The organism is Cellulomonas sp. P22 (assembly GCF_044392165.1).
This window is the reverse complement of record NZ_JBISBW010000014.1, coordinates 120,414-141,894: the sequence shown is the minus strand read 5'-3', so window position 1 is coordinate 141,894 and position 21,481 is coordinate 120,414. Positions and strand designations below refer to the sequence as shown.

General features: G+C 72.0%; 21 protein-coding genes and 1 tRNA gene. 7 read left to right on the top strand and 15 right to left on the bottom strand.

Features of this window, described 5'->3' with window-relative positions:
- Together ACGIF2_RS15195 and ACGIF2_RS15190 are read right to left on the bottom strand one after the other, a co-directional pair.
- The coding region (locus tag ACGIF2_RS15195; RefSeq protein WP_396047879.1) for a ThiF family adenylyltransferase at positions 1 to 1,010 on the bottom strand (1,010 nt) is incomplete at its 3' end.
- A 181-nt stretch (positions 1,011 to 1,191) separates the two neighbouring features.
- Positions 1,192 to 1,350, bottom strand: coding sequence for a DUF5679 domain-containing protein (locus ACGIF2_RS15190; RefSeq protein ID WP_108723739.1), 159 nt, complete (start codon positions 1,348 to 1,350; stop codon positions 1,192 to 1,194).
- 336 nt (positions 1,351 to 1,686) lie between these two features.
- Here ACGIF2_RS15190 and ACGIF2_RS15185 point away from each other — a divergent pair, with 336 nt between their 5' ends.
- Positions 1,687 to 2,298, top strand: a complete 612-nt coding sequence (locus ACGIF2_RS15185; protein ID WP_396047882.1) for a YgjP-like metallopeptidase domain-containing protein — start codon at positions 1,687 to 1,689, stop codon at positions 2,296 to 2,298.
- 7 nt (positions 2,299 to 2,305) lie between these two features.
- On the opposite strand, the gene ACGIF2_RS15180 is transcribed toward ACGIF2_RS15185, so the two are convergent.
- Positions 2,306 to 3,799 carry a zinc-dependent metalloprotease gene (locus ACGIF2_RS15180; protein ID WP_396047877.1) on the bottom strand — a complete coding sequence of 498 codons (1,494 nt, stop codon included), beginning with the start codon at positions 3,797 to 3,799 and terminating at the stop codon, positions 2,306 to 2,308.
- 67 nt (positions 3,800 to 3,866) lie between these two features.
- Between ACGIF2_RS15180 and ACGIF2_RS15175 the strand changes: the two genes are divergently transcribed.
- A complete protein-coding gene (locus tag ACGIF2_RS15175) occupies positions 3,867 to 4,943 on the top strand; it encodes an NAD-dependent epimerase/dehydratase family protein (RefSeq protein ID WP_396047875.1) in 1,077 nt (358 codons plus the stop codon).
- Between the two features lie 111 nt (positions 4,944 to 5,054).
- Positions 5,055 to 6,170, top strand: a complete 1,116-nt coding sequence (locus tag ACGIF2_RS15170; protein WP_396047873.1) for a PDZ domain-containing protein — start codon at positions 5,055 to 5,057, stop codon at positions 6,168 to 6,170.
- 30 nt (positions 6,171 to 6,200) lie between these two features.
- On the opposite strand, the gene ACGIF2_RS15165 is transcribed toward ACGIF2_RS15170, so the two are convergent.
- Positions 6,201 to 6,752 (bottom strand): PPA1309 family protein, encoded by a 552-nt coding sequence (locus ACGIF2_RS15165; RefSeq protein ID WP_396047871.1) that lies wholly within the window; start codon positions 6,750 to 6,752, stop codon positions 6,201 to 6,203.
- 170 nt (positions 6,753 to 6,922) lie between these two features.
- On the opposite strand from ACGIF2_RS15165, the gene ACGIF2_RS15160 reads away from it, so the two are divergent.
- Positions 6,923 to 9,859, top strand: coding sequence for a UPF0182 family protein (locus ACGIF2_RS15160; protein WP_396047869.1), 2,937 nt, complete (start codon positions 6,923 to 6,925; stop codon positions 9,857 to 9,859).
- Between the two features lie 112 nt (positions 9,860 to 9,971).
- Positions 9,972 to 10,045: transfer RNA gene (locus ACGIF2_RS15155), tRNA-Met, on the top strand.
- Between the two features lie 148 nt (positions 10,046 to 10,193).
- Here ACGIF2_RS15155 and ACGIF2_RS15150 read toward each other — a convergent pair.
- The 7 genes from ACGIF2_RS15150 to ACGIF2_RS15120 form a co-directional block, all read right to left on the bottom strand.
- Positions 10,194 to 11,276 carry a hypothetical protein gene (locus ACGIF2_RS15150; protein ID WP_396047867.1) on the bottom strand — a complete coding sequence of 361 codons (1,083 nt, stop codon included), beginning with the start codon at positions 11,274 to 11,276 and terminating at the stop codon, positions 10,194 to 10,196.
- Positions 11,273 to 11,863: an RNA polymerase sigma factor gene (locus tag ACGIF2_RS15145; RefSeq protein WP_396047865.1), complete on the bottom strand. Its 591-nt coding sequence runs from the start codon at positions 11,861 to 11,863 to the stop codon at positions 11,273 to 11,275. Before ACGIF2_RS15145 ends, ACGIF2_RS15150 begins: the two co-directional genes overlap by 4 nt.
- Positions 11,782 to 12,186 carry a peptidase inhibitor family I36 protein gene (locus tag ACGIF2_RS15140; protein ID WP_396047863.1) on the bottom strand — a complete coding sequence of 135 codons (405 nt, stop codon included), beginning with the start codon at positions 12,184 to 12,186 and terminating at the stop codon, positions 11,782 to 11,784. Before ACGIF2_RS15140 ends, ACGIF2_RS15145 begins: the two co-directional genes overlap by 82 nt.
- 49 nt (positions 12,187 to 12,235) lie before the next feature.
- Positions 12,236 to 14,158: an ATP-binding cassette domain-containing protein gene (locus tag ACGIF2_RS15135; RefSeq protein WP_396047861.1), complete on the bottom strand. Its 1,923-nt coding sequence runs from the start codon at positions 14,156 to 14,158 to the stop codon at positions 12,236 to 12,238.
- Positions 14,151 to 15,287 (bottom strand): peptidoglycan-binding protein, encoded by a 1,137-nt coding sequence (locus ACGIF2_RS15130; RefSeq protein ID WP_396047859.1) that lies wholly within the window; start codon positions 15,285 to 15,287, stop codon positions 14,151 to 14,153. Before ACGIF2_RS15130 ends, ACGIF2_RS15135 begins: the two co-directional genes overlap by 8 nt.
- Positions 15,288 to 15,353: 66 nt before the next feature.
- Positions 15,354 to 16,229 carry a hypothetical protein gene (locus ACGIF2_RS15125; protein ID WP_396047857.1) on the bottom strand — a complete coding sequence of 292 codons (876 nt, stop codon included), beginning with the start codon at positions 16,227 to 16,229 and terminating at the stop codon, positions 15,354 to 15,356.
- A 10-nt stretch (positions 16,230 to 16,239) separates the two neighbouring features.
- On the bottom strand, positions 16,240 to 16,608 hold the full coding sequence (locus tag ACGIF2_RS15120) for a peptidase inhibitor family I36 protein (protein ID WP_396047855.1): 369 nt from the start codon (positions 16,606 to 16,608) through the stop codon (positions 16,240 to 16,242).
- Between the two features lie 383 nt (positions 16,609 to 16,991).
- Here ACGIF2_RS15120 and ACGIF2_RS15115 point away from each other — a divergent pair, with 383 nt between their 5' ends.
- On the top strand, positions 16,992 to 17,465 hold the full coding sequence (locus ACGIF2_RS15115; RefSeq protein ID WP_396047853.1) for an NUDIX domain-containing protein: 474 nt from the start codon (positions 16,992 to 16,994) through the stop codon (positions 17,463 to 17,465).
- 120 nt (positions 17,466 to 17,585) lie between these two features.
- Here ACGIF2_RS15115 and ACGIF2_RS15110 read toward each other — a convergent pair whose 3' ends face one another.
- Positions 17,586 to 18,011, bottom strand: coding sequence for a VOC family protein (locus ACGIF2_RS15110; RefSeq protein WP_396047851.1), 426 nt, complete (start codon positions 18,009 to 18,011; stop codon positions 17,586 to 17,588).
- A 115-nt stretch (positions 18,012 to 18,126) separates the two neighbouring features.
- On the opposite strand from ACGIF2_RS15110, the gene ACGIF2_RS15105 reads away from it, so the two are divergent.
- Positions 18,127 to 19,128 carry a helix-turn-helix transcriptional regulator gene (locus tag ACGIF2_RS15105; RefSeq protein WP_396047849.1) on the top strand — a complete coding sequence of 334 codons (1,002 nt, stop codon included), beginning with the start codon at positions 18,127 to 18,129 and terminating at the stop codon, positions 19,126 to 19,128.
- Here the strand turns inward: ACGIF2_RS15105 and ACGIF2_RS15100 are convergent.
- From ACGIF2_RS15100 to dhaL, 3 genes are all read right to left on the bottom strand, one after another.
- Entirely contained in the window at positions 19,094 to 19,690 is a 597-nt protein-coding gene (locus ACGIF2_RS15100) for a YdeI family protein (RefSeq protein WP_396047846.1), read from the bottom strand. The two genes, ACGIF2_RS15105 and ACGIF2_RS15100, sit on opposite strands and share 35 nt — an antisense overlap.
- A gap of 57 nt (positions 19,691 to 19,747) precedes the next feature.
- Positions 19,748 to 20,743 (bottom strand): dihydroxyacetone kinase subunit DhaK, encoded by a 996-nt coding sequence (dhaK, locus tag ACGIF2_RS15095; RefSeq protein WP_396047844.1) that lies wholly within the window; start codon positions 20,741 to 20,743, stop codon positions 19,748 to 19,750.
- Between the two features lie 85 nt (positions 20,744 to 20,828).
- On the bottom strand, positions 20,829 to 21,479 hold the full coding sequence (gene dhaL / locus ACGIF2_RS15090) for a dihydroxyacetone kinase subunit DhaL (RefSeq protein WP_396047842.1): 651 nt from the start codon (positions 21,477 to 21,479) through the stop codon (positions 20,829 to 20,831).
- Positions 21,480 to 21,481 lie beyond the last annotated feature (2 nt).

The window sequence follows — 21,481 nt, the reverse complement described above, 5'->3', positions numbered from 1 at the left end:
GTGCACCCGCACTGCGGGTGCACCTCCCACCTGCGCACCCGGGGCAGCACGTCGGGCATCGCCACCTCGAGCGTGCGGCCTCGGGTGCGCACCGCGGCGTCGTCGAGGTGCTCCAGCACCATGGCGGCGGCGAGCGCACCGCACACGCCCGCGAGCACCCCGGGCTCGCCGGGGGGAGGGGTGCCGCGCGGCGGCGCCGAGACGAGCTGGGCGGCGACGGCCGGCCACGCCGGGTCCACGTCGGTGCGGTGCAGGTCCAGGCAGCGCAGGCACGGGCCTGCACCGGGCACGACCATCGGACCTACGAGCGCGTCGGCCTCACGCACCACGACCGACAGGTGCGCGACCCCGGCGGCCAGCAGCGCGACCGCCCCGGCAGGGTCCGCGGCCCCGCGTTCGACGTGCACCACCACGTCGGGCCGGTCGCCCGGGGGCAGGCTCGTCCGCACCTCGGGGGCGGTGTCGCGCAGGGCACGGGCGGCAGCGGTCAGGCGCGGTCCGCCGACGTCGCCCATCCGGTAGCCCGCCACGCCCACGTCGAGCGACGTGACCCACGTGTCGTCCTCGAGCAGGACGGTGCCGACCCCCGAGGCGGCGAGCGTGAGGGCCGCGGTGAGCCCCGTCCGGCCGAGACCGACCACTCCCACCGAGCGCGCCGAGCGTCCGTGCACGTGGCCCGCACCGTCGGCGTCGTCGCGCAGCAGCGTCCACGCGCCGGCCTCGGCCGCGGCTCCCGGTCGCAGCACGGGCCGTCGTCCTCGAGGTCCGGGCGCGGTGAGCCGGGCGTCGTGGAGCGCGGCGACCAGTCGCGCGACCTGGTCGTCGGCGACCCCACGTGCTCGGGCGGCGCGGCTCAGCGCGTCGAGGTCCCCGCTCCGGTCGAGCTCGGCGAGCAGGTCGACCTCGACGGGTGAGAGGTCGACGAGTCGCACGGCCCACCGCGGGTCGGTGCCCACCTGGATCTCGGTCGGGGTGCGCCGCAGCACGCGGAGCCCCGGGCGCAGCCGCATGCGCGTCTCCCTCGCTCGGTCGACGCCCGCGCGTCCCGGCGGGCGGCCGGCGACCCGGCGGAACTCACCCTGGCACGCGACCTGTCCGTCGGACGGCTGTCCACAGGCCCGGGGAGACCCGGACACGCACGCGGGGCGTCGTCCTGGTGGACGGCGCCCCGCGGGTGGTGCGTGGTGGAGCTCAGGCCTTGCCGAGGATCCGGTTGAGCTTGGTGCCGCACACCGGGCAGATGCCCTTGGCCATCTTGCGGCCCGACTCGGAGACGACGACGTCTCCCTCGGTCTCGCGCTTCTCCTTGCACTTCACACAGTAGAACTCGCCCGTGTACTTCTCGGCCATGACGGATCTCCTCGCGATGTCTGGTCACCGGTCGCGGTAGGCGCAGGCCCGGCGGCCCGGCCGGTCTGGGGGATCCCTCGGCGCGAGCAGGGCCACAGTAAACCGTCGTAGGTACCCCGCGGACGTCGTTCACGTAGGCGCGCCGATGTCGTCGCCCACCTGGGGCGTCACGAATCGCCCATCAGCCCGCGGAGCGGGCGCACCGGGCCAAGAGTGGCACATCGGGGGGCGGGACCGGCTACGGTGCTGGTCGTGCAGCCCTCCAGCGAGCACCCCGCCAAGCAGGTGCGCCCTCGCGCCGGCCGGGCACCCGACGACGGGACCGCCACGGCCGCCATCGGCGACTCCCACGGGCCGGTCGAGGTGCGTCGCTCACGCAAGCGCATCCGCACAGTGACGGCCTACCGCGAGGGCGACCGCACCATCGTCGCGATCCCGGCCCGGTTCACGCGCGCCCAGGAGCGCGAGTGGGTGGCCCGGATGCTGACGCGGCTCGCCAACCAGGAACGGCGGCGTCGTCCGTCGGACGTCGAGCTCGCGAGCCGGGCGACCGAGCTCTCGACGCGCTACCTGGGTGGGCGTGCGGTGCCCGCGAGCGTCGCGTGGTCCTCCAACCAGGGACGCCGGTGGGGATCGTGCACGCCGTCCGACCGCACGATCCGGATCTCCGACCGGCTGCGGGGCATGCCGCGCTGGGTGCTCGACTACGTGCTGCTGCACGAGCTCGTGCACCTGCTGCACGGCGGTCACGGACCCGAGTTCTGGGCCGAGCTCGAGGCCTACCCGCGCACGGCCCGCGCCCGCGGCTTCCTCGAGGGGTACGCGTTCGCCGAGGAGCACGCGGCGAACGGGGACGGGACCGCGACCCCCGCCGAAGACAGCGGAGCGGACGCCGTGGAGGACAGCGCCGTCGAGGTCGTCGCCGAGATCGACGCCGACATCCGCTGACCGTCCGTCAGGCGGGTGCCGGGCCTGCAGGTCCCTCGTCGTCGGACGCGCCGCGGTCGCCCTCGGCGGTCGCGTCCGGCTCGCCCGCGCCGTCCTGCGTGGAGCTGGCTTCGCCGAAGATCTCCGCGATCGCGCGGTCCACGTCGGCCTGGGCATCGGAGTGCTCCGCGCGCCGGGCGGTGTAGCCCTGCGGGTCGTCGAGGTCCTCGGTGGTCGGCATCAGGTCGGGGTGGTCCCAGACGGCGTCGCGGGCCTCGCGTCCGCCGTCCGCGGCGATCCGGGCCCACAGCGCGGCGGCGTCGCGGGACCGGCGCGGTCGCAGCTCGAGGCCGACGAGCGTGGCGAAGGTCTGCTCCGCGGGGCCGCCTGCGGCGCGACGACGGCGGATCATCTCGCGCAGGGCGACAGCGTGCGGCAGGTGGGGGAGTGCTGCGGTCGTGGTGACCTCGTCGACCCAGCCCTCGACGAGCGCGAGCGCGGTCTCGAGGCGGGCGAGGGCGACCTGCTGCTCACGGGTGGTCTGCGGCTCGAAGACACCACGCGAGATCGCGGCCTGCAGGGCCGAGGGATCGGTCGGGTCGATCGAGCGCACGGCCTCGTCGAGGCTCTCGACGTCGATCGTGATGCCTCGGGCGTACGCCTCGACGGCGCCCAGCAGGTGGGCGCGCAGCCACGGGACGTGCGTGAACAGCCGGGCGTGGGCGGCCTCGCGCAGCGCGAGGAAGAGCCGGACCTCGTCGACGGGCGCGTCGAGGCCTTCCGCGAACCCGTCGACGTTGGTGGGCACGAGCGCGGTCGTGGGGTCGCCGACCAGCGGGACCCCGATGTCGGTGAGCCCGAAGACCTCGCGGGAGAGGGTCCCGGCGGCCTGGCCGACCTGCATGCCGAAGACCGCCGAGCCGAGCTGGCGGATGATCAGGCTCGGTCCCTCGGTGCCGCCGAGCGGACCGACAGCGGCCGGCATGTCGGGCGGCAGCTCGTCGGGGAACGAGCCGGCGAGGGCGTCCGCGAGCGCGGTCGACAGCGACGACGCGATGGGCTCGGTGAGACGACGCCAGGCGGGCAGCGTCAGCTCGACCCACTCCGAGCGGTTCAGCGCGCGGGCCGGGCCGCCCGCGGGCGGCAGGTCCGTCGCGGCGTCGAGCCAGAGCTCGGCGACCGACAGCGCCCCGGTGGCCTGGCGCACCTGGTTCTCGGTGAGCGACGGATCACCCTCGGCGACAGCGGCCTGGCGCGCCACGTCGTGCGCGAGGTCCCAGTTGACCGGGCCCTCGCCCGAGGCGGCGAGCAGCCGCTGCACCTGTGCGAGCACCTGGCCCAGCAGCTGCGGGTCGTCGGGCAGACCCGAGGCCGAGGCCAGCGCGGCGGGGTCCATGCCCTGCGCTCGCAGCTGGCGCAGGGCCTCCTCAGAGTCGGGGCCGAACATCTGGCGCAGCAGCTGTTCCCACTCGGGCAGGCCTTCGCCCTCCGGGAACGAGTCGGCGGGGCGTTCGCTGCTCATCGGCGTGCTCCTGGGACGATGGCGGGGGTGTTCGACCACGGTAACCACACGGCATGAGGATCGAGGGATGGTGCAGGGGGAGGTTCGCTCAGGGCGCAGCCGCGCGAAGACCGACGACGAGGGCGGCCACGACGTCGTCGTGGTGGGGCTCGGACCGGTCGCCGCGGGCGTCGCGGCGTGGCTCTCGGAGCACGGCTCCGACCCGGTGCGGATGCTCGACCACGTGCCGTCCGAGGCGGGCGCCGCCGCGCTCGCCGGGACCCGCGCCGTGGTGTTCGTGGCCCACTCGGGCAACCTGGCGGAGACGCTGGCGGTACCGGCCGGTCGTCGGCGGACGGACGCCGTGGCGGACGCCGAACGGCTGCTCGCGGCCGCCCGGACCGCCCGGGTGGGGCACGTCGTGGCCGTCTCGTCCGCGATGGTGCTCGGCGCCCGGCCGGGGCAGGGGCCTCTCGGGGACGATGCGCCGCTGGTCGACCCGGTCGACGGGCTCGGCGACGGGGCCGTCGGTGACCTGCTCGCGGTCGAGGCCGTGCTGGCCCGGGCCGCCCGACGTCGCGGCGGACCGCGGGTGGCCGTGCTACGACCTGCGCCGCTCGTCGGGCCCGGCATCGACACGCTGGTCACACGCCACTTCGAGGCGCCGCGCCTGCTGACCGTGCGCGGCACCGAGCGTGAGTGGCAGCTGCTGCACGTCGACGACCTGGGCGCCGCCGTCGGGGTCGTGCTCGACCACGGCCTGCGGGGTCCGCTGACCGTGGGGTCCACCGACGTGCTGACCGCGCGCGAGGTCGAGGTCGCCGCGGGCATGCGGCGCATCGAGCTCGCCGCCGTGACGGCCTTCGGCACCGCCGAGCGCCTGCACCGGGTGGGGGTGCTGCCCGCGCCCGCGAGCGAGCTCGCGTACACCGTCTACCCGTGGACCGTCACGAGCTCCGCGCTGCTCGCCGCCGGGTGGGTGCCGAGGTGGCCGGCGGCGGCGTGCCTCGACGTGCTGCTCGAGGGCGTCCAGGGGCGGACCGCGCTCGGGGGCCGCCGGGTGGGGGCCCGCGACGCGGCGGCGCTCGGTGCGGCCGGTGCCGCGGTCGCGGCGATCGGCACCGCGGCGGTGTGGCGCCAGGCGCGAGCCCGCCGGCGGCGCTGACGACCCGCGCAGGTCTCGCGCGTCGGGCACAGGCCGGACCCCTGAGGGACGCACCGGCGACGCACAGGGAACGCGCACGTGCCGGGCAGGTGCGTGGGGGATGATGGGCCCGTGCACGACGAGCCCACCGCGCCCGCCCCGGACGACGCCACCGACGGGAACGACGCCGTCGCCCCCGCGCCCAGCCGCCGCTCGATCACCCTCTCGGTGACGATGCTCGCCTCGGCCGTGCTGCTGGCCGTGCTGGGCCTGCTGCCCGCTCCGTACGCCGTGAGCGGTCCCGGGCCCACACGCAACACGCTCGGCGACCACGACGGCGAGCCCCTCATCACGATCTCCGGCGCCGAGACCTACGACTCGACCGGTGAGCTGCTGCTCACCACCGTCTCGACCACCGGCGGGCCCGGCTACCCGTCGAACCTCGTCGGCGTGGTGCGCGGCTGGCTCGACCGCGCCACTGCGGTGCGCCCCGTCGAGGTGGTCTTCCCGCCCGACGTCTCGCAGGACCAGCTCGACCAGAGCAACGAGGCCGCGATGGTCTCCTCGCAGGAGAACGCGACCGTCTCGGCCCTCGAGGAGCTCGGCTACACCGTGCCCGCGACGCTGACCATCGTCGGCACCACGGAGGACAGCGGCGCCACGGGCATCGTGCAGGAGGACGACGTGCTCGTGGCGATCGACGGGACGCCCCTGACGACCTACTCGCAGCTCGTCGAGACGCTCGCGGCGACGGAGCCCGGCTCGACCGTGCGGCTCGGTGTGCTGCGGGACGGGCAGCCGGTCGACCTCGACGTCGTGACGGGCGAGCGCGAGGGCGGCGGCAGCCAGCTCGGGGTGTTCATCGACCCCCGGTTCGACTTCCCGGTCGACGTGTCGATCAAGATCGACGACATCGGCGGCTCGAGCGCCGGGACCATGTTCGCGCTCGGGATCATGGACAAGCTCACCCCCGCCGACGAGGCGAACGGGCAGGTCATCGCGGGTACGGGCACGATCGACTCGGTGGGTGAGGTCGGTCCGATCGGCGGCATCCAGCAGAAGCTGGCCGGTGCGGAGCGCGACGGGGCGACGTGGTTCCTCGCACCCGACACGAACTGCGACGAGGTCGTGGGGCACGTGCCCGACGGGCTGCGGGTGGTGAAGATCTCGACGCTGCACGAGGCGTGGGAGTCGATCATCGCGATCGGCGAGGGTCGCGGGGACGGCCTGCCGACCTGCACGTCCTGAGCTGACCGGACGTCCTGAGCTGACCGGAGGTCAGTCCAGGGTCGAACGCAGCGCCTCGACCAGCCCGGGCACCACGTCGGGCCCCTCGCCCACCGCGTCGTCGGTGTCGTGCGCCCGCGTGCGGACCGCGCACCACGTCGACCCGTCGCGCAGCACGCCCACCGCGATGCGCACGTCCTGCCGGTCGGGGTGGTTCATCAGGTAGGCGAGGGCCTCGTCGGGATCGGTGGGCATGCCCTCCTCGGCGGCCGGGGGGAGCACGACACGTTCGACTGTCACGGCGGTGCCGTCGACCGTCGGCGGCCACGTGATGGCCCCGAGCAGCTCCTCGAGGTCCTGCGCCGCGGGCAGCCCCTCCTGCTCGACCGAGGTCAGGTGCAGGGGATCCTGACCGGCGCGCTCGACGACCTCGGGGGGCAGCTGCTCCGCCAGACCCGGCTCGGCGGCCAGGGCCCGAGCGGTGCGCACCAGAGCGAACACGCGCGCCGGGCCGTCCCACCCACCGGTGGCCACGTGACGCTCGATCTCCCGCACGGCGTCGGCGAGGGCGAGCTGGGCGGCGAAGGGGGTGGCGTCCGTCATGACGCCCATCGTCCCATCCCGCTGTGGGAACCTGTGGCCACCGCGGGTCGTTCACGAGATGTGCTCCACCCGACTTCGATGACGACGAGGACCTTGATCCTGTGACCTTCGCCAGCCCGGCCGCTCGTTCAGGCCGCCCCCCACGCCCCCCGCGCGAGCGCCGCAGCCCGATGGTGCTGACGATCATCGTGCTCGCCGTGCTCGTGGTGCTCCTGCTGATCGCCGCCAACGTCTGGACCGAGGTCCTCTGGTTCAGCCAGCTCGGCTACCTCGAGGTGCTCAAGACCGAATGGGGCACGCGCCTCGTGCTGTTCCTGCTCGGGTTCCTGGTCATGGGCGGCGGGGTGTACGCGAGCCTGCGGGTCGCGTACCGCTCGCGTCCGGTCTACGCGCCCTCGACGCAGGAGCAGGCGAACCTCGACCAGTACCGCGAGGCGATCGAGCCGCTGCGGCGCGTCGTGATGCTCGCCGTCCCCGCTGTGCTCGGTCTGTTCGCGGGCGGGGCCGCCGCGCAGCAGTGGAGCATCGTCCAGCTGTGGATGAACGGCGTCGAGGTCGGGCAGGTCGACCCGCAGTACCAGATGGACCTCTCGTTCTACCTGTTCACGCTGCCCGGTCTGCGGTTCGTGGTCTCGTTCCTCATGGCCGTGGTCGTGCTCGCGGGCATCGCGGGCATCGCGACGCAGTACCTGTACGGCGGTCTGCGCATCGGCGGAGGGAACGCCCGGCCACGCACCACGCGGGCCGCGCGCGTGCAGATCTCGCTGACCGGCGCCGCGCTCATGCTGCTCATCGCCGCGAACTACTGGCTCGACCGCTACTCGGTGCTGACCCGCGAGGGTGACAAGTTCGAGGGCGCGTCGTTCACCGACGTCAACGCCGTGATCCCCGCGAAGGGGATCCTCGCGGGCGTCGCGGTCTTCGTCGCCGTCCTGTTCATCATCACGGCCGTGCGCGGCACCTGGCGCCTGCCCGCGATCGGTGTGGGCCTCATGGTCGTCTCCGCGATCGCCGTCGGCGGGATCTACCCGGCGATCGTGCAGCGCTTCCAGGTGACCCCGAACCAGCAGGACGCCGAGGCCGAGTTCATCCAGCGCAACATCGACGCGACGCTCACGGCGTTCGACCTCGACGACGTGCAGGTCACCGCCTACGACGCCGAGGTCACCGCCGAGGCGGGCGCCCTGCGCTCCGACGCGGAGACGACGGCCTCGATCCGGCTGCTCGACCCGCAGATCGTCAGCCCCTCGTTCCGGCAGATCCAGCAGAACAAGGGCTACTACAGCTTCGCCGACACGCTGTCGGTGGACCGTTACACGATCGACGGCGAGAGCCGCGACACCGTGATCGCGGTGCGTGAGCTCGAGCTCGACGGGATCGACGACGCCCAGCGCAACTGGGTCAACGACCACACCGTGTACACGCACGGCTTCGGTGTCGTCGCGGCGTACGGCAACACGACCGGCGCGCGCGGGGCCCCCGCGTTCTGGGAGGGCGGCATCCCCTCGTCGGGCGAGATGGGCGACTACCAGGAGCGCATCTACTTCAGCCCCAAGTCGCCCGACTACTCGATCGTCGGCGCCACCGACGGCGAGCAGTGGGAGCTCGACTACCCCGACGACTCGGCCACCAACGGCCAGGTCAACACGAGCTTCCCGACGGCCGACGTCGAGGCTGGCCCGAGCATCGGGACCCCGCTCAACCAGCTGCTCTACTCGATCAAGTTCGGCTCCGAGCAGATCATCTTCTCGGACCGCGTGACCGACGACTCGCAGATCCTCTACGACCGTGACCCGCGTGAACGCGTCGAGAAGCTCGCGCCCTACCTGACGCTCGACGGGCGCGTGTACCCGGCCGTGGTCGACGGGCGCGTCGTGTGGATCGTCGACGGCTACACCACGTCCGACCAGTACCCCTACGCCGCCTCGCGGTCGCTCGAGGACGCCACGACCGACTCGCTGACCGCGCGCTCGGCCTCGATCGAGGCGCTCCAGCCGCAGAAGGTCAACTACATCCGCAACTCGGTGAAGGCCACGGTCGACGCCTACGACGGCTCGGTCAAGCTGTACGCATGGGACACCGAGGACCCGATCCTGCAGGCGTGGGACAAGGTCTTCCCCACGTCGCTGTCTCCCGTCTCCGAGATCAGCAGCCAGCTCATGAGCCACATCCGCTACCCCGAGGACCTGTTCAAGGTGCAGCGGAACCTGCTCACGCGCTACCACGTGACCGACGCGACCGACTTCTTCTCGGGTGGCGACTTCTGGGCCAACCCGAACGACCCGACGCTCGGCGACCAGCAGGTCGCGCAGCCGCCGTACTACCTGACGCTGCAGATGCCCGACCAGGACGCGGCGTCGTTCTCGCTGATGTCGACGTTCATCCCGGCCGGCAACAGCCAGCGCAACGTGCTCACGGGGTTCCTCGCGGTCGACGCGGAGGCCGGGACCGAGGCGGGCAAACCCGCCGAGGGGTACGGCAAGATGCGGCTCCTCGAGCTGCCACGTGACTCGACGGTGCCCGGGCCGGGGCAGGTGAACAACAACTTCAGCGCCGATCCCACCGTCTCCGCGCAGCTCAACCTGCTGCAGCAGGCCAACTCCGCGGTCGTGCGTGGGAACCTGCTGACGCTGCCCGTCGGCGGCGGTCTGCTCTACGTGCAGCCCGTGTACGTGCAGTCGTCCACCGGCACCAAGTTCCCGCTGCTGCAGCGGGTTCTCGTGGCGTTCGGTGACGAGATCGGCTTCGCACCGACCCTCGACGAGGCCCTCGACCAGGTGTTCGGCGGCGACTCCGGCACCAACGCCGGTGACGTCGGCACCGACCCCGAGGCCGGCGTCGAACCGGCCCCGGACGCCGGTGCGACGCCCGACGGCACCGCGACGCCCGACCCGGGTCAGACGCCCACCCCGGAACCGACCACCGGGACGGACACCGACGCGCGGGCCGCTCTCGACAAGGCCCTGGCCGACGCCAGCGCCGCCATGAAGGAGGGCCAGGCCGCCCTTTCCGCGGGTGACTTCGCGGCGTACGGTGAGGCCCAGAAGAAGCTCGACGCGGCCATCGCGGCCGCGATCGCAGCGGAGACCGAGCTCGACGCCGGCTGACCGGCGGGAGTGCTTGCGGCGCGGGGCGGTGGACGAACGAGCCACCGCCCCGCGGTGCGTCCGGGGCCGATTTGGTGGCATCCGCCGGGTGCCGTAGGGTTGGGGCTACCGACGCGGGGTGGAGCAGCTCGGTAGCTCGCTGGGCTCATAACCCAGAGGTCGCAGGTTCAAATCCTGCCCCCGCTACAAAAGACGAAGGCCCGGACCTGATGGTCCGGGCCTTCGTCGTTGATGCAAGGAGCCGCGTGATCCAGCGCGAGGCCGTCGCGTGACACCGTCACGCACGGTTGCCGCGGACCAGCAGGTCAACCCGAATCCGGCACGACGCGCAGCTCTACGGTTCTGCGCCCACGCGCTGCACCCGCGCCTGGACGGTCCATGCGGTGAAGGTCGTGACGGTCGGCTCGCTGACCGAGCTCACAGTGTCGGACCGGGTGATGACCTCGACACCCGACAGCTGTCCCGTCGCCTGTGAGATCAGCAGAACGGTGTTTGTTGATCGCACCGGGTCGTCGGGATCGGAGGGAAGCGCGACGGCCCATGCCGGACGGCCGAGCCGGTCGGTGGTGACACCGAGGTCCTTGACGGCCACCTCGGAGGCCAGCACCTGCCAGAAGCTCCCGGCCAGGTCCGCCGGGACGACGTAGAGACCGTAGACCTGTTGGATGGCCTCAACGAGACATTGCGCGTGCCACCGCGGGTCCTGGTCGCACGCCAGCGTCGGCGAGAGGGCCAGCAGCCCGTCCTCGACGGCTTGGAGGCTGTCGCGCTCGGCGAGCGCCGTGACGAGGCCCGCGTCGAGGGAACCGACAGGGAGCGTGTCGGTCCCGCCGACGCCCATGGGGCCCCCAGCGACCTCGCGGCCCTCGATGTCGAGCTCTGCGCCGCGCGACTGGGTGCGGGTCGCAGACCCGTCGGGCGCGAGCCAGAAGCGGGTGAAGGTCGGGTAGAGGCGGGACGTCGTCGCCGACTTGTCGTGCGTGATCGAAAGAGACCAGCCGTAGCTGGCGGTGTACTGGACGTCCCCGTCGGCGGCGGCGTCGGGCTGTGACGCGGCCCGCTGCGCTGCTGTGGTCAGTGCTCGACCGGCGGGGGACGCGGATTCCAGCCCGGCGGCAGGGTTGGCGAGGGTGTAGGTGAGCATGCGAGGTGTGGCGGCGGCCTGGGCGGGCTCAGGGCGCGCCCAGGTGACGACGACGGCGGCGATGAAGACGAGGCATGCCGCCGCGGCGGTGAGCGCGACGAGAGTGCCCCATCGGCGCTGGCCGATCGCGGGCTCCGCCTGGACGCGGCGCGCCAAACGGATGCTGTCGGCGGGACGGACGTCCGCGGTGGCGGGTTCGTGCTCTTCGATGAGTCCATGCTCGCGCAGCAGGCGGCGGAGCGCGTCGATCTCGCGGTCAGCGTCGGAGGTCATTCGGGGCTCCCTCCGTCTAGTACGGGCAGTGTCTCGCGAAGTCGCTGGCGGGCGCGTGTCAGTCGGCTGGTGATCGCAGTCTCCGAGCAGCCGAGCACCGCGGCGGCCTCCGCGCAGGTGAGGCCGCCGATGACGGTCAGCAGCAGCGCGTCGCGTTCGGCTGCGCCGAGTGTGCTGACGATGGCGTCCACGCCTGCCTGGGTAAGGATGCCGGTGTCCGGGCCCGAGTCCGTGGTGCTGAATGGCCGAGAGGTCAGCCGGCGGACCAGGTTCCGGCGGCGGGCAGCTGCCCGGATGTGGTCGACGCTGCGATGCCGGGCGATCCCGAACACCCACGCTCGACGGGCGTCCGGCGCGGCAGGGGCTGTCTGCCACGAGGACCACGCCGAGACGAAGGTGTCCGACACCACGTCATCGGCAGCTGAGGAGCCGACGATGCGGGCGGTGAAGCGGCGGAGTGCGGGGTGATGCTCGACGACGAATGCCTCGAAGGCCGCCGCAGGAGTCAGCAGCTCGTCGCGCTCAAGACGCGGATCGATCCCGCGCTCAGGGTCATCGCCCCGCTCGAGGCTCCCGGCGCGAAACACGTCGACGATCCGCTCCCACTAGCGCCCGAGTACACACGCACGGCGTGCGAGGTCCGGTTGTACACAGCCTTCGCCGTCCACCCCGGGCTGGAGTCTACTGACGTGCTGGTGCCGTAGAACGTGCCGCCGTACAGCGTGGCGGACCACAGGCAGAACTGGCCCGACCCGCATTGGCTGGACGACATCGGCTGGACGAGCTCGTCCGCGGCCATCGCGGAGGTGGCGGCGCCGGTCAGGAGGATGAGAGAGGTGACAGCGGCGAGGGCGAAGGAGCGTGGAGTCTTCATGAGGGTGTAGTCGTTGATCAGGGCGCCGAACCTCACGTCAGGCACCTGTGATGTGCGCCACTGTGCGCGCACCGAGTGGCTTCCCCTACGAGCGCACGGCGTCTGCGGGCTGAATGCGCCCGGCGGCGATGGCGGGGGGCACCCCGCCGAGCGTGCCGAACACCAGCGCGCCGGCCAGCGGCACCAGCAGCAGCCGCAGGTCGAAGACGGGCTGCCAGTGGGCCGTCAGGGTCACGGCCATGACGGCGATGAACCCGACGGCCAGTCCCAGCCCGGCGCCGATGAACCCCAGGACAGCACCCTCTCCCATCACCAGGGCGACAAGCTCGGATCTGGAGGCGCCGAAGGCCCGGCGTACACCGAACTCCGCTGTGCGGGTGTTGACACTCAGGATGTTGACGAAGACGACGGCGGCCAGCCCCGCGAGGGACGCGACCACGGCCAGAACCTGCAGCGAGGCTGCCACGCTGTCCTGCAGTTGGCCTCGGTAGGCGTCCGCCTTCAGTACCGGGTCGATGGTCATGCGCATGGTCTGGTAAGGGTCGACGAGCACCTGGAGTCGGTCCGCGACGTTCCGCGCCGCGCCCGGCACGGTCTGGACAAAGAGATCCGCGGAAGCGGACGGCTCCAGGGCGGACGCCTCCGTGACGAACGCGGATCCTGTAGCGGTCCCCGACCGCGAGGCGGTGAGGAATCCTGCGACGCGTAGCGGCACGCCCTCGACGGTCACCTCTGGGCTGACGTCGAGCTGGGTGATGCCCAGTCGCTCGGCTAGCGCCTCGCCGAGCAGGATCTCGCCGGCGTTCAGGGCGTCGTCGCCGCCTGCAGCCCAGGTGATGGCGCTGTCCGTCGTCGGGCCGGGTGCCGCGGCGACCTGGACCAGGTCGACCGACTCTGCCGCGAGGGGGCCGTTGGCGATCGCGATACCGGTGCGGTGCTGCCACAGCTCAACCCCTGCCACGCCGGGGAAGTCACCCAGGGCGTCCAGCCGGATGGGCCAGCGGGTCGCGTCCGGGTCGTCGCTGACCATCTGGGCGGTCACTTCCGTCGCTCGTCGGGCGTCGAACAGGCCGGTGACCTGCGCTGCCGCGCTCTGCGCCAGGCCGAGTGCGGCGACGGTCAGAGCGACAGCCACAGTGGCGGCGGCAACACCGGAGCGAGTACGCGCAGGATGGGCCGTGACTGCCTGGGTGATGAACCGGGCGGTGCGCCGCATGCGACGAACCCAGCTGGTGTGGTCCCGTGTGCCGCCCCTGCCGGAAGCGGGCTCACCGACCAGGTTGGCTGAACCGGTGTCGTGGACTAGGCGCCCGTCACTGAGTGTGACAACCCGGTCGAGGCGGGCGGCGATCTCCGGCTCGTGCGTGACGACCACCAGAGCGGCGCCACGTTGAGCGGCGCGCACCTTGAGCAGCTCGATGATCTCGACTGACTGGGCCGAGTCGAGGTTGCCCGTGGGCTCGTCCGCCAGCCACAGGCGGGCAGGGCGGGCCAGCGTGCGGGCGATGGCCACGCGCTGCATCTCGCCGCCGGACAGCGTGCGGGCCTGCGCGGCAGTGCGGTGCTCGAGCCCGACAGCTGCCAGCGCGTCTAGGGCTGTGTCGCGGATAGCGCCCTGGGGGACGGGCGCGTACCGCAGCCCGAGCATCACGTTCTCCAGGACGCTGAGCGCAGGGATCAGGTGCGATCGTTGGAACACGAACCCGAGGTCGCGAGATCGCCTCTCCGAGCGAGCCGAGTCGCTCGCGCCTCGCACCGGCTCGCCATCGATGACCACCTGCCCCTCGCTCGGCGCGTCTAGGAGCCCCAGCACGTTCAGCAGCGTGCTCTTGCCGCTGCCCGACCTGCCAACGACCGCGACCGACTCGCCGGCGACGATCTTGAGGTCCACGCCGGCGAGAGCCACGGTGTCGTTGGTGTACCGGCGGACGATGCCGCGCAGCTCCACCAAGGGCGTCATGGCCGGTTCGGCGGTCACTGCGACGACCAGCGGGGCGGCGTCAGCCAACGCGGATCTCCACATCGACATCGAGCAGAACAGCTGGGTCCACCGCGGCGATCGCCGCGACGCCACCCACAGATCCGGCGACGCTGACCTCGACTTGCCGGAACACCTCACCCTCACGTGGGTAGACGTAGGTGCGGCCCCCTCGGGTGACGACACCGGTCACCGGCGCCAGCAAGCTCGGTGCCGGCTCGGCGGCAGGGTTGGCGATGCTCAGGAGGTACGGCTTCCCGATGGTCACCCCGACGCTGGGGGTGGCCACCACTGTGGTGCTCTCCCCGCCCGCGGCCCGGCTCATCGCAGTCACCGTGGCCGCACCGGTGGTGCCAGCGTCGTCGGAGAACTCCCCGCTCGCACCTAGGGCAAGGGCGCCGAGGGACGCGGTGGGGACGCTGGCTGACAGCACGACGGAGCCTGACCCAAGCGTCACGAGGGTCGTGTCGGCCCCGAGCTCGGCGCCGACCGGTGCTACGGACTGGATGGTGGCTGGCAGACCACCAAGCATGACGACCTCGCCGCGCAGAACAACCGGCCCGGCGCTCGCCGTCGGGCTTGCCGCCGGCACAGGGTCGGGCGCTGCGGGGTCAGCGGCAGCGGCAGCGTCGGTGGGAGGTGCGGCGGCCGGCGGCGCGGTGTAGCCGGCGGCGCGGTACATCTTGCGTACCGCCGCCTGCGTTCCAGCTCCGTAGGTTCCAGACCGGTCTCGACCGATGGAGTAGCCAGCCGCGACCAGCCCTTCTTGGACGGCGGCGACATCATCACCGCTATCACCGGGCTGGATGTCCCTGAACAGTGCGAAGCCGCCTGAGAGGACGAAGACCGGGCGACCGTTGACCCGTAGCAGCACGGACCCTGAGGCCAGGGTGTCCCCCGCCAGTCGTGTGTTGGCGGTCACCACGCCCGTGAGGGCAGACGGTGACATGACCGCGACCACCTGTTCGTGTGCGGCCGTCATCGCCAAGGAGACCGGCCCGTGCAGGTAGCCGCGGGTCAGTGCAGCCACGACCGGCGAGGGGTCGGGGGGATCTGCCCGCGCGGCCACCTGGTCTGGTGACTCCAGCCGGGTAGCCGCGACCCAGGCGCCGGCGGCGACGACTGCTAGTAGGAGCACCATCGCCAGGACCCTTCTCATTGGCGACCTCCGCGAGCCCACGCCTGCGCCGACCGCAGGTCCGGCACCTCCTGGTCCAGAACCTCGCTATCCAAGTTCGGTGATCACCTCATCCAGCTTCTTCTCGTAGGCCTCGTAGGCGCCCCTGCTCGCCTCGAAACCATCGATGTCTCGACCGAGCGCCGTCAGCTCGGCTTCGGCACGTGCGTGCAGGACCGCCTGGTCGTAGCGCGCTTGGTCGCGGCACCGCGCGTCGAGCACCGCAACCTCGCGCTCTCGGTCGGACGCGACACTGCCCGCGCTCGCACCGACGTCCCCCTGCGCGTCCTCGAGCTGGCTACCGGCGCCGCCGATCGAAGCGGAGGGCATCCCGGTGGGGTCTTCAGGAAGGTCGATCACGCCCGCCGGTGCCATGCAGTCGCGCCACTGAGCGGCTGCGTCCTGCACCTCGCTGCTGGCGGGGACGGCCTGCCATCCGGCGTCCTCGACGTCGGCGAGGAGGCGCTGCGGCGGCTTCCCCAAACGTGCGTCAGCGGCTTCGCCGCACTTCTGCATCGCCGCCTGCATGTCCGGGCCGATGGTCACGCCATCGGGGATCGCGCTGTCAGGCGCGGCCGGCGCGTGAAGCGCTGGGTAACCCCACTGTGCCGCGATCTGCTCGTTGAAGTTGACCTGTCCGGTGCGATCGTCGAACAGACCAGCCTGCGCTCCGGGAGGGACCACCCGATACTCGACCACCCCGGCCAAGCACTTCGCAGCGAGTAGGTCGCGTGCGTACCCGTCCTTGGGATCCTTGTACTCGGGAACGAGCGCGAACACCGGGCTCAAGGTGGCCGATGCCTCGTCGTACCCGTACCGGGCGGCGACCTCCTCGGCCGACACCGCATCGTTGTCGGCGACGCTGCTGGACGCGGTGCAGGCGGCGAGGAGGGTGCTGATCGCCAGGGCTCCGGCGATCAGCACCCCCTCGCGCCTAGGCAAAGTTCGCCGAGGAGATGCGGTTGTGCCAGTCGGACGACGTCGCGTCCGTCCCGTTCGTCAGGTTCGGGTCGCGCGTCTGACCCCCGCGAGCCGGGTTGTTCAACGTGATGTACGCCCCGGTCTTGTTCGACGCGTCGTAGAACCTGGCGACGCTCGAGGTTCCGTTGTTGGAGATCGAGTTGATCAGGTTGCTGGAGCTCGACAGCACGATCGAGATCGAGTAGGACGCGCTCGGGGCGCCGGGGTAGTTGTTGCTCGTCCACAGGCAGGCGGACCCAGACGGGCAGTCCGTGTAGTCGGCGCTTGCGGGTCCGGCGCCGGCCATCACGAGCCCGCCCGCGACCAGAAGCCCCAGTGCCACCCTCGTGGAACGTTGACGAATGTGCATGATTGGCGATCCTCTTCTCGTCGTGGAGCTGTCTCGCTCCAGGTGAGGTGCGACCGCTGGAGCGACCTACGCAGCTGAGTCGTTCGTGTCGGTCGCCGATGTCACGTGCGCGCGGTGTGACGTACGCCACTTCAGCCCGCACGCCACGGCCAGCGCTACCGCTGGGTCGTGTCGAGCGTGAGAACGCTGAGCCACCGCGCCCTCCAGAGCCGATCGGGCAGGCACCGCTGTGGAGTACGGGCCCGTGGGCCGCAAGGGGCAGCGCCGCTGCGCCCGCGTGCCCCGGCCGACGTCGTCGGGGAGATGAAGCCGCGAACTCGGGCCCTCCGGACGGCTCGATCTGCGAGGCTCGGTGCGTGACGCGTCTGTCGTACCGCACGAGCCCGGTCGAGCACGTCGTCCTGCGTGACGGCGTCGTCGTGGTGGCGGTCGACGACGAGCAGCGCGTCGCGCTGATCCGGCACACGGCCCCGCTGCACGGGGAGATGCTCTCCGTCCCCGGCGGGATGGTCGAAGAGGGCGAGACCTCACGGGCGGCGGCCGAGCGGGAGCTCGCGGAAGAGACAGGGCTCTCGGCGGCGGACTGGGAGCGGGTCGGGGAGTTCGTCCCGGTGCCGTACTCGACCCAGCGGCTCTCGATCTTCCTCGCCACCGGGCTGGTCTGCGGCACGCCACATCTGGAGGCGCACGAGATCGACGCCGGGTTCCGGTTGGAGTGGTGGCCGCTCGTCGACGCGTTGGGGAGGGTGCGCGACGGGGAGGTGCGCCTGTCGGGCTCTGCTCTCGCGCTGCTGCTCGTCACCGAGAGGCTGGGCCAGGTGGCGTCCTGACTGCCGCGACACCGTCGCTGCTCGTGCGGCTCAGCGGCCCGGCCGCGGATGGCCGAGAGGCCCCCTCCCGTCGGGGAGAGGGCCTCTCGCGTTTGACCGAGGTCGTGGAGCGGCGTTGTGCTAGCTGGCGTCCCACTGCGCTTCGACGTCGAGGACCCAGGTGACCCCGAACTGGTCGGTGAGCATCCCGTACAGGGGTGCCCACTGGGCGGGTGCAAGCGGGACGGCCACGGAGGCCCCGTCGGCGAGCTTCTTCCAGTAGTCGGTGATCTCCTCGGCGTCGGCGCCCCGGACGGAGACGAAGAACGGGATGGTGCCGGGCTCCCACGTGGTGTGGGACGGCACGTCGTAGGCCATGACGCGGACCCCGGCGGGGGAGGAGACCTGGCCCCACATGATCTGGTCGGCCTCCTCGGCGGCGGTGACGGCGCCGGCGTCGGCGTAGGTGATGGCGACGAGGTCGCCACCGAAGACGGACTGGTAGTGCTCCAGGGCGGCGCGGGCCTGGCCACGGAAGTTCAGGTGGGGCGTGACGTTGACGGACATGGGTGACTCCTCAGTCGAGACGGGTGGTCGAACCCCCGAGGCTCCGGGGCACGTCACTGAGACTTCCAGCAGTAGCGGCCAGATCATGTCCTCTACTTCGACTACTTTGACGACCATGACGACGCCCACCTCCCGGCTGCTGCGACTGCTCTCGCTGCTGCAGACCCGGCGCGACTGGCCGGGCCAGGTGCTGGCCGAACGGCTCGAGATCAGCCCCCGCACCGTGCGCCGTGACGTCGACCACCTGCGCGAGATGGGCTACCGGGTCACCGCCATCAAGGGTCCGGACGGTGGGTACCGGCTCGACGCGGGCTCGGAGCTGCCGCCGATGCTGTTCGACGACGAGCAGGCCGTCGCCCTCGCGGTCGCGCTGCAGGCGACCGCGGTCAGCGGCATCGGCATCGACGAGGCGGCCGCGCGGGCACTGACCACGGTGCGGCAGGTCATGCCGGCCAGGCTCCGGCACCGCATCGACGACCTGGACGTGACGGCGGTCCCCGCACCGGGCGCCTCGGCCGTTCCGCCGATCGCCCCGGAGGTCCTGATGACGGTCAGCGCCGCCATCCGCCGCTGCGAGGTCCTCCGGTTCGACTACGGGCGCGACGCCTCCGACGGACCGGGCCGCCGGGCCGAGCCGCACCACGTGGTGACGACGTCGGGCCGGTGGTACCTCGTGGCCTGGGACCTCGACAAGGACGAGTGGAGGATCTTTCGTCTCGACCGCATCCGGCCTCGGATGCCGACGGGACGCCGATTCACTCCCCGCGTGGTCCCCGGCGGCGACGTCGCCGACTACGTGGCCGCCAGGTTCAAGGGTTCCGACCAGACGAACGCCTGGCCGTGCGTCGGGGAGGTGACCCTGGCCCTGCCGGCGAGCGAGGTCGCGCCGTTCGCCGGTGACGGCATCGTGACCGACCTCGGCCCCGACCGCAGCCGGCTCACCGCAGGGTCCTGGTCGTGGGTCGCGCTGGCCGCCTCCTTCGGCAGGTTCGACGTCGACATCGACGCCGTCACGCCGGTTGAGCTCGCCGACGCCTTCGGGGTCCTCGCCGACCGCTACGCCCGAGCCAGTGCGACCGGGCTCAGTGCGCCGACCCGACCGTGTCGTCGCGGCTGAGCATCTCGACCAGCCGGTCCAGCCGCCGCGTGCGGACAGTCGCGTTCGGCGCTGTCATCAGCCGGTGCAGCAGGGTGTACCGGTCCTGGCCCGACAGCGCGTCGAACCTCGCCTGCGCGCCGGGAGCAGAGTGCAGCGCGGCTGTCAGGTCATCAGGCACCTCAGCGGTCGCCGCTCCGGCATAGGCGCGGTCCCAGCGTCCGTCCGCCTTGGCCCGGTCGACCTCGCGCACGCCACGAGGACGCATCCGGCCCTCGTCGGTCAGTCGCGCCACGTGCTCCACGTTCCGCACCGACCACATCGAGCGTGGACGGCGGGGCGTGAACCGCTGACGGAACGTCGCCGCGTCGTTCCCCTTCTTCTGCCCGTCGATCCAGCCGCTGCACAGCGCCTCGTCGAGCGCCTCGGCATACGTCAACGCCGTCGGTGAGACCGTGCCCTTCTTCGCGAGCAGCAGCCACACCCCGCCCGACGTGTCCTCCTGCGAGTCCAGCCACGCCCGCCAGGCCGCGTGATCAGCGACGACGAGCTCCTCTGACGTTTCCTGCAGCGTGGACACCATGGAGCAATGATCCCGCCCGCCACCGACACGGTGGTCCTCCCGGGCGGTGGGCCGCTGTCAGAACACGCGGTAGGCGACCTCGGCAGGGGCCTCGAGCAGGCGTTCGATCTCGTCGTCGAGGCGGACCAGGGTGAGCGAGGCGCCAGCCATCTCGAGGGACGTGCAGTACTCGCCGACGTAGCTGCGGCCGACGGTGATGCCGCGGTCGGCGAGCTTCTGGTGGGCGATCCCGTACAGCACGTACAGCTCGGAGATCGGGGTGCCGCCGAGGCCGTTGATCATCAGCGCGACGCGGTCGCCCTGCTCGTACGGCAGGTCGGGCACCACGGCGGCGAGCAGCTCGTCGACGATCTCGTCGGCCGTGACGAGCTTGGCGCGGCGACGGCCGGGCTCGCCGTGGATCCCGACGCCGACCTCGATCTCGTCGTCGCCGAGCTCGAACAGCGGGGACCCCTTGGCCGGTGGCGTGCACGCGGTCAGGGCGATGCCCATCGAGCGGGTCACGGCGTTGACCTTCTCGCCGATGCGGATCACCTCGTCGAGCCCGGCGCCGGCCTCGGACGCCGCGCCGACGGCCTTCATCACGAAGAAGTTCCCGGCCACGCCCCGGCGGCCCACGGTGTACGTCGAGTCCTGGACCGCGACGTCGTCGTCGATGAACAGGGTGCGCACCTTCATCCCGTCGGCCTCGCTCATCTCCTGAGCCATCTCGAAGGACATCCGGTCGCCGGTGTAGTTGTTGACGAGCAGCAGGACACCGGCGTCCGAGGCGAGCCGCTTGGCCGACTCGTAGACGTAGTCCATCGGCGGGGCCGCAAACACGTCGCCCGGACAGGCTCCGTCGAGCATGCCCTTCCCGACCATCATCACGTGGGCGGGCTCGTGCCCCGACCCGGACCCCTGGATGATCGACACCTTGTCGTCGCGGGGGGCGTCGGCCCGGAAGATGAGGTTGTACCTCGGTTCGTAGCGCAGGGTGTCGGGGTTGGCGAGCGCGATGCCCTGGAGCATCTCGGGGACGAACTGCTGCGGGTCGTTGATGAACTTCTTCACGGCTTCCTCCACGGCGCTGCGATCGGATGGGGCTGCGTGGTGCTGGGTGCGTGCTGGGGTGACGGTGCTGGGGTGACGGTGCTGGTCAGGCCGACCTCGGGAGCCGGTCCGACCACTGTGCGGCGACCTGCTCGGCGATGACCGCGACGGCCAGTGCGCCGGCGTCGGGGGAGCCGATGCTGCGTTCGCCGGTGTAGGCGGCGCGGCCCCGCCTGGCCTGCAGGGTGCTCGTCGCCTCGGCGCTGGTGCGCGCGGCGATCGCCGCGGCGTCGGCCACCTCCTGCGACGTCGCGCCGTCGGCGATCCCCGCCGCGATGGCCTCGCGCAGGGGCACGAGGGAGTCGAGCAGGGTCTTGTCGCCCAGCGCGGCACCGCCCCGCGCCTGGATCCCGGCGACGGCGCCGTCCAGCATGGCCAGCACCGCGAGGCCGTCGAGCACGTCCTGGGCGCGGATCGCGGTCGCGGCCCGCAGGAACGCGGTGCCCCACAGGGGTCCGGACGTGCCGCCGATGCGGCCGGTGATGATCATCGCGATCTTCTGCAGGAACGTCGCCGCGTCGGTGCGGTCCAGGTCGTCCCAGTCCGCGAGCACGATCTCGAAGCCGCGGGCGAGCGAGTAGCCGAAGTCGCCGTCGCCGACGACCGAGTCGAGCTCGCCGAAGTAGGCCTCGTTGTCGACGGCGGTCTGCGCGATGATCTGCACGACGTGCTCGATGTCGGCCAGCTCGACAGCCATCG

Coding starts and splice junctions, on each gene's coding strand:
- ACGIF2_RS15130 (WP_396047859.1), bottom strand. CDS start 15,287: ATGAGAAGGGTCCTGGCGATGGTGCTCCTACTAGCAGTCGTCGCCGCC.
- ACGIF2_RS15175 (WP_396047875.1), top strand. CDS start 3,867: ATGGTGCAGGGGGAGGTTCGCTCAGGGCGCAGCCGCGCGAAGACCGAC.
- dhaL (WP_396047842.1), bottom strand. CDS start 21,479: ATGGCTGTCGAGCTGGCCGACATCGAGCACGTCGTGCAGATCATCGCG.
- ACGIF2_RS15190 (WP_108723739.1), bottom strand. CDS start 1,350: ATGGCCGAGAAGTACACGGGCGAGTTCTACTGTGTGAAGTGCAAGGAG.
- ACGIF2_RS15100 (WP_396047846.1), bottom strand. CDS start 19,690: ATGGTGTCCACGCTGCAGGAAACGTCAGAGGAGCTCGTCGTCGCTGAT.
- ACGIF2_RS15180 (WP_396047877.1), bottom strand. CDS start 3,799: ATGAGCAGCGAACGCCCCGCCGACTCGTTCCCGGAGGGCGAAGGCCTG.
- ACGIF2_RS15165 (WP_396047871.1), bottom strand. CDS start 6,752: ATGACGGACGCCACCCCCTTCGCCGCCCAGCTCGCCCTCGCCGACGCC.
- ACGIF2_RS15150 (WP_396047867.1), bottom strand. CDS start 11,276: ATGACCTCCGACGCTGACCGCGAGATCGACGCGCTCCGCCGCCTGCTG.
- ACGIF2_RS15160 (WP_396047869.1), top strand. CDS start 6,923: ATGGTGCTGACGATCATCGTGCTCGCCGTGCTCGTGGTGCTCCTGCTG.
- ACGIF2_RS15110 (WP_396047851.1), bottom strand. CDS start 18,011: ATGTCCGTCAACGTCACGCCCCACCTGAACTTCCGTGGCCAGGCCCGC.
- ACGIF2_RS15105 (WP_396047849.1), top strand. CDS start 18,127: ATGACGACGCCCACCTCCCGGCTGCTGCGACTGCTCTCGCTGCTGCAG.